Below are 12,881 nucleotides of genomic sequence, written 5' to 3'. Positions count from 1 at the left end.
CTTATGTGTGGAATAGTAGGGTATATTGGTCATAGAGATGCATATCCCATAATCATAAAAGGTCTCCAGCGTCTTGAATATAGAGGGTATGATAGTGCCGGTATTGTACTTTTTGATGGTGAAACCACCAGCTTGTCCAAAACAAAGGGCAAGGTAGAAGATCTCAGGAACAAAGCGGAATCCTCTATATCTACCAATGGAAAATTGGGACTTGGACATACCCGATGGGCAACACACGGCGTCCCCAATGATGTAAATTCCCATCCCCATTATTCAAACTCCGGGGATTTGGTAATCATCCATAATGGAATCATAGAAAACTATGAGTCCATCAAAAAAGCACTTATCAAAAGAGGCTATACTTTCCACTCCGATACGGATACCGAGGTATTGGTCAACCTTATTGAAGAGGTCAAGAACAAGGAAAATGTTAAACTGGGTAAAGCAGTCCAAATTGCGTTGAACCAAGTTGTGGGTGCATACGCTATTGCCGTCTTTGATAGAAATAAACCTGACGAGATTGTAGTTGCTAAACTTGGGAGCCCGTTGGCTATCGGAATAGGGGAAAACGAATATTTCATAGCATCGGATGCCTCTCCATTCATAGAATTCACCAATAACGCGGTTTATTTGGAGGACGAGGAAATGGCCATTGTGCGTTTGGGGAAAGAAATAAAGTTGCGCAAAATCAAAGATGATTCCATCGCCTATCCCAATATCCTTGAACTTCAATTGAATCTTGAGGAAATTGAAAAAGGTGGGTATGAGCATTTCATGCTTAAGGAAATCTACGAGCAACCAAGAGCCATTTTGGATACCTATAGAGGGCGTTTACTTGCTGATCAAGGAATTATAAAAATGGCGGGGATTGACCAGAATCTTGAAAAATTCCTTAACGCCAATAGAATCATCATTGTGGCGTGCGGAACCTCATGGCACGCAGGGCTTGTAGCCGAATATATCTTTGAGGATTTGGCCAGGATTCCTGTTGAAGTGGAATACGCCTCCGAGTTCAGGTACCGGAACCCCGTGATTACAGAAAATGATGTATTGATTGCCATATCACAATCTGGGGAAACAGCGGATACCTTGGCCGCCATAAAGTTGGCCAAAAAGCGAGGTGCATTCGTTTTTGGGGTCTGCAACGTAGTGGGATCTTCAATAGCCAGAGAGACTGATGCTGGAGCCTATACCCATGCCGGACCGGAAATTGGTGTGGCATCAACAAAGGCATTCACCACGCAGATTACGGTTCTGACCTTGATTGCCTTAAAATTGGCGCAAGAGAAAGGGACTTTCTCCCAATCAAAATACCATGAGTATTTGGCGGAATTGGAGAGCATTCCCTCAAAGGTGGAAAAGACATTGGAATCCAACCCAATTGTGGAACAGATTTCAGAAATATATAAGGACTCGACCAATTGTTTGTATTTAGGAAGGGGTTATAACTTCCCTGTGGCTCTGGAGGGCGCCCTTAAATTGAAGGAAATCAGTTATATCCATGCAGAGGGGTATCCGGCTGCTGAAATGAAGCACGGTCCTATCGCTTTGATTGACGAACAAATGCCCGTAATCGTTATCGCAACCAAAAAAGGGCATTATGAAAAGGTGGTCAGTAACATTCAGGAAATCAAGTCAAGAAACGGAAGAATCATTGCCATTGTCACCGAGGGCGATGAAACGGTAAAGGAACTTGCAGATCATGTTATTGAGGTCCCCGAAACCTCCGAAGGACTTTCTCCTTTATTGACAACCATACCATTACAATTATTATCGTACCACATTGCCGTTATGCGGGGATGTAATGTTGATCAGCCCAGAAATTTAGCAAAATCGGTTACTGTGGAGTAACTTTTAAGATTGAAATATCACTATCTCATAGCACCCAATTGGGTGCTTTTTTATGAATTAGATAGATTTAACACCTATATTTTATGAAAAAAGTATTATGCATGCATAATTTTTTTCATATTTGTGGAAATCAAATAAAAAAAAATGTATCTTCCACCTCCAATGCTTAACAGATACTTAAATCTTATTTAACTCTAATTCAAAGCTGATGAGAAGACTTTTATTCATTTCCCTAATGATGTTTGGAGTTGCGTCTTTTGCTCAAACAACCATTCAGGGAAAGGTAGTTGATGATAACAATGAGCCCATCCCAGGGGCCAATGTCGTTTTGGTGGGAAAAGCAGAAGGGACCACTACTGACTTTGACGGAAATTTTACCTTCAATACTTCGGAACAGCCTCCATTTCAACTTCGATTTACCAGTATTGGATTTTCAGATTTTGTGGCCAATGTCACTTCAAACAACCAGACACTTACAATAACCCTATCGGAAGCCAACACCTTGTTAGACGAGATTGTGATTTCCGCATCTAGGACTCCAGAACGAATTTTTGAATCGCCAGTTTCCGTGGAGCGATTCGGACTAAGGGAAATAAAGAATACTACCGCCGAATCTTTTTACGGCGGACTGCAAAATTTAAAAGGAGTAGATATCAACACCAACAGTTTAACCTTTCAATCCATAAACACAAGAGGTTTTGCCACTTTTGCGAACAATAGATTTTTGCAGTTGGTGGATGGAATGGACAACACCGCACCCGGTCTAAACTTTGTACTGGGTAACTTGGTGGGGATGTCCGAACTGGATGTACAAAGTGTGGAAATTTTACCAGGAGCATCTTCTGCATTATATGGTGCAGGTGCCTTTAACGGTATTTTGTTCATGACCAGTAAAAATCCATTTGATTTTCAGGGAATAAGTGCCTATGCCAAAGGAGGGGTAACCACTCAAGATGCTGCAGGTTCCAATTTTTATAAGGATTTTGGCGTAAGGGCCGCCCATGCCTTTAGCGATAGGGTTGCTGTTAAAGCAAACTTGTCGGTTTTAACAGGTGAGGATTGGCATGCCAACCGCACCATAGATTTAAATAATCCTGGTGCAGACCGTTCAAACCCTGCTTATGATGGGTTAAATGTATATGGTGATGAAGTATCAACAACGTTGAACTTTGATGCCGCTGCTGGATTGCCATCCGGGACCGTTGGTTCGGCCCTGATTTCAAGAACAGGATATGATGAATCGGATTTGGCCAATTATAATGCCGAAAGTGTTAAAGCGGATTTTGCAGTACACTATAGACCTTTCGGAAATGATTTGGAGGTAATTTTCAATAGCAGAATTGGTCGTGGTACCACCATTTACCAGGGAGCGAACAGATATGCCGTGGCTGGATTCACCATGCAACAACATCGCTTGGAAATTAAAAACGACCACTTTTTCTTAAGAGGGTATATTGTTTCCGAAAATTCTGGTGATGCCTATGACACTCGTTTCGCAGCAATCAACGTAAACAGAGCATGGAAGTCCGACACGCAGTGGTTTACCGATTATGCAACAGCATATATTCCAACATACTTGGGAGGAATACAACAGGCAGGACTTACTCCTGATCAAGCTTCTACCCAAGCGCATATTGCAGGTCGTCAGGCTGCGGACCAAGGAAGGTTGATTCCAGGGACCGATGCTTTTCAGAGTACCTTCAATAGAGTAATCAATGATGGAAATTTAAGTACTGGAGCCAAGTTTGTGGACCAAACCAAGTTCCGTCATGTGAATGGAAACTATAATTTGGCACATTTAGTAGATAATTGGGCGGACATTCAGATTGGAGGGTCTTTCAGGGAATACGAATTGAATTCCGATGGAACCATCTTTACAGATATTGATGGGCCTATTACGTATAATGAATATGGCGCTTATCTCCAGATACAAAAGAAATTTTTGGATGACCGTTTAAAGTTTACAGGTTCTGCTCGTTACGATAAAAATGAATTCTTCGACGGATTTGTTTCTCCAAGGGTCTCATTGGCCTATACATTGGGCGAAAAAAGAAATCACAACCTAAGGGTTTCCGTTCAACAAGGTTTCAGGAACCCTACCACACAAGATTTGTTCATCGGTTTGAATGCCGGTCGGGCCATTTTGGTAGGTTCCGCACCAGCTAACTTGGACAGGGATGTACGGACATTCAATGTGAGTCAAGCAGCTCAAGACAATCTTGGAGTACCTGCAACAGTTGAAATTGTAGGTCGCGCGGCCTATGAGAATGCGTATTCTACGTCTTCCCTTCAAGCTGGGGCTCCGGAAGCAGTCAACACACCTTTGGTTCAACCCGAGGAAATCACGGCCTATGAAGCAGGCTACAGGGCCCAAGTGGGTAGGTTTACCATCGATTTGAGTGGATACTATAATCAATATAAAAACTTCTTGGCCAATACCACAACTGCTGTTCCTTTCTACGGAGAGGCAGGGGATCAAGGATTGTCTTTGTTGGCGCTCCAAAATGGAGACTATCAAGTGTATCAAACCTATACCAATTCCGATGCGAATATTAATTCATACGGAGGAACGGTTGGTGTAGATACAAAAGTTGGAAACTTTGATTTGGGCGTGAACTATACCTTCGCCGATTTGGATATTGATGAAACTAGGTTGGCTGATTTTAGAACCAACTTTAACACACCAAAACACAAGGTTAAGGCCCACTTTGGAAACACGGCCCTTTTTGAAAACTTTGGCTTCAACATCAACTACAGATGGAGCGATAGTTATTTTTGGGAAGCCTCCTTTGCTGATGGGGATATTCCAGCCTATACCGTTTTGGATGCGCAAATCAACTATGCTGTGCCAAGCATAAAATCCATATTTAAAGTAGGGGGCTCCAATATTTTGGGTGATGAATACTTCACCGCTATTGGTACCGGGAATATAGGTTCCATCTACTATGTGTCTTGGACCATAAATCCGTAATAAAACCTAATAATATAAATCAAAAGGCACTGAATTTTTCAGTGCCTTTTTTCTTGGTAAAAAAAGAGGAATTTAGTTTCTGATTAAAAAAGGAAAAAGCATATCTTTGCAGCCGGAAAAAAAGCAGTTTTTTCCTCGTATTCAATTAAAAATAAACACAGTAATGTCTAAAGTTACAGGTAAGGTTGCCCAGATTATTGGCCCGGTCATTGATGTTGAGTTTGAATCAGGAGTAGAAATTCCAAGAATTTACGATTCCCTTGAAATTGCTAAAGCCGATGGTTCCAAATTGGTGTTGGAAGTACAATCCCACGTTGGAGAAAACACAGTAAGAACTATTTCCATGGATTCTACTGACGGTTTAAGTAGAGGTGTTGATGTAGTTGCTACCGGAAATCCAATTCAAATGCCAATCGGAGAAGATGTTTATGGAAGACTCTTCAACGTAATTGGTGATGCCATTGATGGTATGGAAAACCTTCCAAAAGCTGGAGACAACGGACTTCCTATTCACAGGGAGGCTCCTAAATTTGAGGACCTTTCCACTTCAACCGAGGTTTTGTTCACTGGAATCAAGGTTATCGACCTTATTGAGCCTTACGCAAAAGGTGGTAAAATTGGACTGTTTGGTGGTGCTGGTGTAGGAAAGACCGTATTGATTCAGGAATTGATCAACAACATCGCAAAAGGACACGGTGGACTTTCTGTATTTGCTGGTGTAGGTGAACGTACCCGTGAAGGGAACGATTTGCTTCGTGAGATGTTGGAGTCAGGTATTATAAAATATGGTGACGCTTTCTTGCATTCTATGGAAGAAGGTGGTTGGGATTTGTCCAAAGTGGACAAAAAAGCCCTGAAAGAATCCAAAGCAACTTTCGTGTTCGGTCAGATGAACGAACCTCCAGGAGCTCGTGCCCGTGTGGCATTGTCTGGATTGACCATTGCTGAGTATTTCCGTGATGGAGCCGGTGACGGACAAGGAAAAGACGTACTTTTCTTCGTAGACAACATCTTCCGTTTTACACAAGCAGGTTCTGAGGTATCCGCACTTTTGGGTCGTATGCCTTCTGCTGTGGGGTACCAACCAACTTTGGCCACCGAGATGGGTGCCATGCAGGAACGAATCACATCAACCAAAAGAGGTTCCATTACATCTGTACAGGCGGTTTACGTGCCTGCGGATGACTTGACGGATCCAGCGCCTGCAACCACGTTTGCGCACTTGGATGCCACGACCGTACTTTCACGTAAAATCGCTGAGTTGGGTATCTATCCTGCGGTGGATCCTTTGGATTCCACTTCACGAATTTTGACCCCTGAAATTTTGGGTAAAGAGCACTATGCTTGTGCACAACGCGTAAAAGAGTTGTTGCAACGTTACAAGGAGCTTCAAGATATCATCGCCATCTTAGGTATGGAAGAACTTTCAGAAGAGGATAAATTGGCGGTAGGTAGAGCAAGACGTGTACAACGTTTCTTGTCACAACCTTTCCACGTAGCGGAGCAGTTTACCGGTATCCCTGGAGTTTTGGTAGATATTAAGGACACCATTAAAGGATTCAATATGATTATGGACGGTGAGTTGGATCACTTGCCAGAATCTGCCTTTAACCTTAAAGGAACCATCGACGAAGCCATTGAGGCAGGAGAAAAAATGTTGGCGGAAGCTTAAACTGGTTAAGAGTTAAGAATGTTGGGTTCGGAATAACTCATAACTTATAACTCACAACTCATAACTTGAAAACATGTATTTAGAAATAGTATCACCAGAAGCCACATTGTTCGCAGGAGAAGTAACCTCGGTTACGGTACCTGGTGTGAACGGTGAGTTTCAAATGTTGGAAAACCACGCTCCTATCGTTTCATTACTTCAGGAGGGAAAGGTAAAAGTGAAGGGTAACATCACCATTGACGAGGCTTTTCAAAGTAAATTTTCTAAAGGAAATGATGGTGAAACCATACTTCCCATTACCAGTGGTACTGTGGAGATGAAAGATAACAAAGTGATTGTTCTTGCAGATTAAAAGAACAACGGATCATAAAAAAGAAAGCCGCTCATTTGAGCGGCTTTTTTTGTTTCTGGCTATTCAGAAAACGCTTTTCCTCCTTTAATGAAGTAAGTTCAGGTTACTTCGCCATTATTCATTTCCATCAACTCAAATGGAGTATACGTCAATTGTCCTCCATTTCTTACTGCGATGGACATAATATTGGGTTTTTAACTAATGGATATTCCTGTTGCCATCCATTTAAAGGAAACCTACTTATATGAAAACCCTGTTCTTCAATAAAATTGACCATAGACTTTTTTTCTTTATTTGCCTGTTTTGCGTTTCAACAACCATTGCCCAGATCTATCCCGTACAGGTCACCCCACAGATCATACCGCCCTATAGCTTTAAACTGTCTGATTACACTACCACCTCACAGGAAAAGCTCTTTGTGAACCTCTTATTGACGGACGCCCAAAAGAATCTGGTAGACAGGTACGGTTAAAACTCTTTGTTGAAGGCCCAGGCATCAATTTCCAATCAGTGGATTTTGTTTCCGGGGCACTGCCCATTATCCTAAACGGAGGTATCAACAACAGGTTGACGAATCTGGATTTACAGCCCTACTTTAACCTTAACAACTTAGTAGGAATCAGTCCCCAACAGTACAGCCGACAGTTGCCCGAAGGACAATACCGTTTCTGTTTTGAGGTGTACGACCAATTTTCGGGTCAGCGGATATCTAGACGCAGCTGCGCCAACATCTATTTGGTGCTCAATGACCCACCATTGCTCAACGTTCCCTTTCGGGGCGATTTGGTCACTGCGCAGAACCCGCAGAACATCATTTTCAATTGGACACCAAGGCACATCAACGCCGGGGCGGTTCAGTACGAGTTCACCCTGAAAGAACTTTGGGACACAGGGATGGACCCACAGGCCGCTTTTTTGGCCAGTCCACCCCTGTACCAAAGCACCACCTTTGCCAATACGCTGCACTATGGCCCCGCACAGATGCCCCTTTTGGAGGGCAAGACATACGGTTGGCAGGTAAGGGCCTTTGTGAGCGATGGCATCAACGACACCTCCTTGTTCCGGAACAACGGGATGAGCGAGATCTATAACTTTACCTACCGTGCCGATTGTCCCCCGCCCCGTTTTGTGCTCTCCGAAGCCGAGAATTCCCAAACCGTACGGATTAATTGGCAAATGGGCGAACATTTGCGATACCGGGTACAGTACCGTAAAAAAGGATATGGGGAAAACGACTGGTTCGGGCTATGGTCGCAATCCAACGAGGCCACCATTCACAACCTGGAGGCGGGCACTGTTTACGAGTTTCGAGTGGGTGGAGATTGTATCCCCCTCTCGCCTACACAGCAAAGCACATCAGAAGGCCTGGCGTTTTCCCCCATACACGAATTTACCACCCCCACCGAGGACGAGATGGCCTACTACAATTGTGGTATCCCACCTGAAATTGAGATTGACAACCAAGAGCCATTACAGCAACTGGAACCCCATGAAGTTTTTAGGGCAGGGGATTTTCCTGTGACCGTGGTTGAGATACAGGGAAACAATGGCAGATTTTCGGGAAAAGGCGTTATCACTGTACCCTACTTGGCGGATACCAAAATAGCGGTTGGGTTCACGAACATTAAAATAAACACCGATTACGAACTAATCGATGGTATAGTGGAAACGAATTATGACCCGAGTTGGGGCAATATTGGGAACGTAGATGCATTCGTTGAGGATATTGGTAACCTGTTCAATTCCATTACAGAATTGCTGAGCAATTACAGAGGAACGGAAGAAGAAGTCTCCCTGTTACAAGAACTGAACCAACAACAGGATGCCAATATCGCTGAATTACTTTTCAGCCCACACATAACAGCAGAAACGAAAAACGAACTGGTTGCGAACCAAGAGGTCTACAATACACTGTCTGAAGACCTTATTGCAGAATCCACTAGTGAAGATGGTTACGATACCGGCAGTGGAATGGCCAATCAGGTTATCCAAAAGAACAATGAACTACAAGCTAGTATTGAAAAGGCAGAGGATGAGGTTTTTGTAGGGGATGCCTACACTGTGTTGTCAACAGATGGGGTGTATAAAGAAGTGTTGGAAAAGGTAAAAACCATTGCCGAGTATCTGAAAGAATCTACGGAACTGTGCAGGGAACAAGGGTGGGGAAGCTATAAGGACCAAGGGGTATTCCCTTATTGTTTATGGAAGGAGGCCCTATTGCCGAAACTCTTTATTATAGCAAAGTGGACATACCCTTTGTAGCGGGCCTTACAGATGGACTTTACAGTGAAGTGGAAGGTTTGGTACTCTTGCCCAAGATGTTCTATGACCTTTCCACGGGCATGCAGGAATTTATTTATGCCTTCACATGGGCCAAACTACAATGCACGCCCAACAAGGTGGCCCTGAACCAGAAACGGATGGGACTGCTATTGGAAAAACTGGAAAGGGAACAAGCGGAAACCAGTATATGGAGCTGGATAAAGGAGCAGTGGTACACGGGACAAAAGGAACTGACTGAATACAAGGACAAACGCTGCGAGGATGCCGAAAAGCTGCGCACGGAGGTGGACGAGTTTGTGAGTTTTATACAGGAGCGAGAAAACCTAAAGCAATTGATTGCCGATGTAGAGGAAAAGTTGACGGACTATTGTAACACTATCTCTGAAACCGACAATGAAGCGAGGTACCACCATGGAAAAATATTTATTGTGGTCGCAAGTAGTTTGGTGCCCGTGGCGGGTTGGGTTTCCAAATCTACCAAGGTAAAAAAGATATTGCAGGCCATGCGTAACTTTACAAAAGCCCAATGGGATGAGTTTTTTGGAGAGGCTAATAGGCGGCTGGGCAAAAAGCTTGCAAATATTGAGAATCTCCTTGATAAAAACCTTATTGAAGAACTTAGGGCTTCTGGAGTTAAATTTACCGAATTAGACCTCAAGTTTATTACTAAGAATAAAGATGATTTCATTATTTTCCTTGAAAAAGGAAATTCAAATGCAGGTTTTCAACATATAATTGAGAGACATTGGAACGACAAGGAGTTGATGAAATATTTTTCGAGCCAAAATGATATGATAGACAAACTTTTTAAAACAATTAAGGATAAATCATATTTAACCAAAAATATTGTACCAATGAATGGTAAAAATAATCTAGAATTTACATTAGAAATAATCTTAAGTGATGGAAAAAATAAGAATTTTTTACTTGCCACTGGTGATAACGGATACATTGTAACTTTTCATCCAATTAAATAATGAGTGAAATATTTATTTTAAAAGTTGAAGACGGCGCATCCTATAATGATGACGTTTATGATTACTGGATAACATGTGAATTGAAAAATAATCAAAAAATAATGCTTTTTGATTACAAAAGGATTGGACTAAATGAATTTCTTAATAAATGGGTTGATGCTCAAATTCAAGCTCTGTTCGTTCAATTGAATAAGAATAAAGATTTATTGTCTCTTGAAGGAAAAATCACGTTTAAAAACGATAAATATTTTTTTTCGAATGAAGCTATCAGTATAGAGGTTTCAAATGAAGATGTAGAATCCCAAGAATTAAAACTTAATACACAATCGGTGTTTTATTTTGGAAGGCTAGATATAGTTGGATTTAATCAAGTTAAGTGCTAATACTTTTTCATTTGACATATTGTATCATTGTAGACACCCCAATATTTAGGACAGATTTTTATTCCAAAATAATAAGGTGCCACTCCTTCTCACCCGCTGGATATACTTGTAAAGTTCTAAACCCCACAGCTTCATGTGCAGCGAGCGACCTTTTGTTTTTTGCATCCACTTCGGTGATTATGGTGTCAAAACCTTCGGGTAATCGATTTTTCATGGTGAGGTACAAATTTCTGAAAACACCCTTACCACGATGGCTCTTTGCCACACAAATTTGACCCATAGCCATATAACTGTTTTGGTTTTGAATCACTTCATTGATTTCGGCGAACATGGGTCGTAAGACTTCAATGGAATCGGCAAAGCTGGGATGCATGCACAACGCATATCCAACCACATCTCCATTGTCAACTGCAATGATATGCCCACATTTATCATTCATGGCTTTTAGGATTTCCATGGAATGCTCTACCGTTAAAAAACCTTCTTTTTCCCGATCTTGGTCAGTTAGACTCTTGATAAGATTTTGCTGTTGTAGCGAAAGAATCTGCTCCAATTCCTGTTCGCTGGAGGCCTGTTTGTAGTAAATCATTTATTCGCTCTTGAGCCAAGCTTTGCGTTGTTCCAGCATTTGGGCCGCCGGGGTCTGCTCTACATCTTCCATTAAATGCATTGAATAATCTGGGTTGACACCGAGGGTCAGCGTGGTTGTCATCGGTTTGTCATAACGGATAAAATCAATTTTTAACATATCACCAACCTCAAACTGCTTTAGGTATTCATCAAATTCCTGCTCTTTTGAAAATGGAAGCCCGTTGATGGAAGTAATCACATCACCCTTGTCCAACCCAGCCACATAAGCAGGGCTTTCCATGGTAGGATTTCCTAAAACAATGGCCGTTCCATCCGCATTGATTCTTACATATGGACCAAAGCCAGGAACAGCGCTATTCTGCTCCAGTGCCACACCCATCGATTCAAAAAGAGGGCCATAATCGGGCATTTCACTTTTGTAGATATAGCTATTGAAGAAGGTATCGCCAAACCTTTTACCAGCATATTGATTAAGGGTTTGATGTAGGCCCTCAACGGTGTATGGATTTTCTGTTTCCCCATATTTTTCATACGCCAACTTCATAAAATCATCCAGATTAAGTCCATTTTGACGCAACGAAAGGTCTAAGGCCAATCCTAAAACACTTCCATACGAATAATAGGAAATGAACGTATTTTCCCGATTCACGGGATCTACCGAAGTAGCCGCATCCACAAAGGGTGCTTGGTAACTCATTTCAATAGGATTAAAAAACTGACGTGCAGGGGAATTCCAAACGTAATTGAAGGTCCCTGCAAGCCCTTCCACATATTCCTTAGGTGAAATAAGTCCGGCGCGACACAGGATTAGATCGGTGTAGTAACTGGTAAAACCTTCGGCAAACCAAAGTTCCCCGCTCATGTTCGCGGCTTCAAAATCAAAAGGCTCCAACGATTTGGGGCGCATGCGTTCCACATTCCAAGAATGGAAAAATTCATGCGAAACCGTTCCAATATTTCGTTCCATTCCCCCATTGGCCAAACTGCGGGTACTGGTAACAATGGTAGAATTCCGATGTTCCATACCATCCCCAGAGGCGTTTGGAATGTAGCAGGCTAAAAAAGTGTAGGTTCCATAATCATACTTGGCAAGTTCGCCATAGACCTCTTTTTCAGCCAAAACCACTTTTTTTACTTTTTCAAAATAGGTGTCAGCCTCTTCTTCCGTGCCATTATGATGCAATGCCAGTTGAATGGTTTTGCCATCCACCTGAAAAGACCTGAGCATATAATCACTGATTTCAGTTGGGCTGTCCATAAAATAATAGAGGTTCGGGGCCGAGTAGGTGGTGCCAGAAACCAAAGGCAATTGTGTAGCGACTTTCCAATTCAAATCTTTGCGAAGGTTAAAAGTCACTTCAATTTTACGTTGACTCAGTTCGGGAGAAAACATAAAGGTTGCCGGAATATTCAAATGCGCGTGGGTCTCATCCACTTGGGAATAAGTTCCACCCCCTCGGTTCGCAAATAGGATATATTCAATTTTAATAGTCCCGTCGTGGCCGGTCACCTGCCATTCATACGGACTAGGGCGATGTACTTTCAGCGGATTTCCTTTACTGTCCATCGCTTGGAAACCATAGACATTTTTGGCAAATTCATGCAGCGCATACCTTCCCGGGGAAGTTCTGCTCATCCGAAAGGCGACCGTATCCATTTTTAAATTGGGAAACGTTGCCTGAATGACAGCTTCGTGGTGCACGGCATTGTTAAAAGAGATAGTGTAGGTATTGGTCTGCGCTGTTAAAAAGAAAGCATAAAACAGGGCAAAGACCGAGAGTGTAAATTTCATTTTCAATAA

Annotated in this window: 10 protein-coding genes; 8 read left to right on the top strand and 2 right to left on the bottom strand. The window is 42.4% G+C overall.

Annotated features, from left to right (window positions below; genetic code table 11):
• Positions 1-3: 3 nt before the first annotated feature.
• The 8 genes from glmS (at position 4) to ACFSJE_RS08990 (ending at position 10,489) form a co-directional block, all read left to right on the top strand.
• On the top strand, positions 4-1,851 hold the full coding sequence (gene glmS / locus ACFSJE_RS09025; RefSeq protein WP_379830662.1) for a glutamine--fructose-6-phosphate transaminase (isomerizing): 1,848 nt from the start codon (positions 4-6) through the stop codon (positions 1,849-1,851).
• 208 nt (positions 1,852-2,059) lie between these two features.
• Positions 2,060-4,822 (top strand): TonB-dependent receptor, encoded by a 2,763-nt coding sequence (locus tag ACFSJE_RS09020; RefSeq protein WP_379830661.1) that lies wholly within the window; start codon positions 2,060-2,062, stop codon positions 4,820-4,822.
• Positions 4,823-4,985: 163 nt separating this feature from the next.
• Positions 4,986-6,494, top strand: coding sequence for a F0F1 ATP synthase subunit beta (atpD, locus tag ACFSJE_RS09015; protein ID WP_379830660.1), 1,509 nt, complete (start codon positions 4,986-4,988; stop codon positions 6,492-6,494).
• 73 nt (positions 6,495-6,567) lie between these two features.
• Complete coding sequence (locus tag ACFSJE_RS09010; RefSeq protein WP_379830659.1) at positions 6,568-6,846, top strand: F0F1 ATP synthase subunit delta/epsilon; 279 nt, start codon at positions 6,568-6,570, stop codon at positions 6,844-6,846.
• Positions 6,847-7,090: 244 nt separating this feature from the next.
• A complete protein-coding gene (locus ACFSJE_RS09005) occupies positions 7,091-7,318 on the top strand; it encodes a hypothetical protein (RefSeq protein ID WP_379830658.1) in 228 nt (75 codons plus the stop codon).
• Between the two features lie 38 nt (positions 7,319-7,356).
• Positions 7,357-9,108: a fibronectin type III domain-containing protein gene (locus ACFSJE_RS09000; RefSeq protein ID WP_379830657.1), complete on the top strand. Its 1,752-nt coding sequence runs from the start codon at positions 7,357-7,359 to the stop codon at positions 9,106-9,108.
• Positions 9,090-10,106: a hypothetical protein gene (locus ACFSJE_RS08995; protein WP_379830656.1), complete on the top strand. Its 1,017-nt coding sequence runs from the start codon at positions 9,090-9,092 to the stop codon at positions 10,104-10,106. Before ACFSJE_RS09000 ends, ACFSJE_RS08995 begins: the two co-directional genes overlap by 19 nt.
• Positions 10,106-10,489, top strand: coding sequence for a hypothetical protein (locus ACFSJE_RS08990; RefSeq protein ID WP_379830655.1), 384 nt, complete (start codon positions 10,106-10,108; stop codon positions 10,487-10,489). The genes ACFSJE_RS08995 and ACFSJE_RS08990 overlap by 1 nt, the downstream gene beginning before the upstream one ends.
• Positions 10,490-10,547: 58 nt before the next feature.
• Here the strand turns inward: ACFSJE_RS08990 and ACFSJE_RS08985 are convergent, their stop codons facing one another.
• A complete protein-coding gene (locus ACFSJE_RS08985; RefSeq protein WP_379830654.1) occupies positions 10,548-11,078 on the bottom strand; it encodes a GNAT family N-acetyltransferase in 531 nt (176 codons plus the stop codon).
• Entirely contained in the window at positions 11,079-12,872 is a 1,794-nt protein-coding gene (locus ACFSJE_RS08980; RefSeq protein WP_379830653.1) for a M61 family metallopeptidase, read from the bottom strand.
• Positions 12,873-12,881: the final 9 nt, after the last annotated feature.

It is taken from the genome of Flagellimonas iocasae (genome assembly GCF_042682725.1).
GTDB lineage: Bacteria > Bacteroidota > Bacteroidia > Flavobacteriales > Flavobacteriaceae > Flagellimonas > Flagellimonas iocasae.
This window is presented reverse-complemented; position numbering and strand designations above follow the sequence as displayed.

Bases quoted from the DNA above. Each gene is read 5' to 3' on its own strand.
- glmS (WP_379830662.1), top strand. From the start codon at position 4: ATGTGTGGAATAGTAGGGTATATTGGTCATAGAGATGCATATCCCATA.
- ACFSJE_RS09020 (WP_379830661.1), top strand. From the start codon at position 2,060: ATGAGAAGACTTTTATTCATTTCCCTAATGATGTTTGGAGTTGCGTCT.
- atpD (WP_379830660.1), top strand. From the start codon at position 4,986: ATGTCTAAAGTTACAGGTAAGGTTGCCCAGATTATTGGCCCGGTCATT.
- ACFSJE_RS09010 (WP_379830659.1), top strand. From the start codon at position 6,568: ATGTATTTAGAAATAGTATCACCAGAAGCCACATTGTTCGCAGGAGAA.
- ACFSJE_RS09005 (WP_379830658.1), top strand. From the start codon at position 7,091: ATGAAAACCCTGTTCTTCAATAAAATTGACCATAGACTTTTTTTCTTT.
- ACFSJE_RS08990 (WP_379830655.1), top strand. From the start codon at position 10,106: ATGAGTGAAATATTTATTTTAAAAGTTGAAGACGGCGCATCCTATAAT.
- ACFSJE_RS08985 (WP_379830654.1), bottom strand. From the start codon at position 11,078: ATGATTTACTACAAACAGGCCTCCAGCGAACAGGAATTGGAGCAGATT.
- ACFSJE_RS08980 (WP_379830653.1), bottom strand. From the start codon at position 12,872: ATGAAATTTACACTCTCGGTCTTTGCCCTGTTTTATGCTTTCTTTTTA.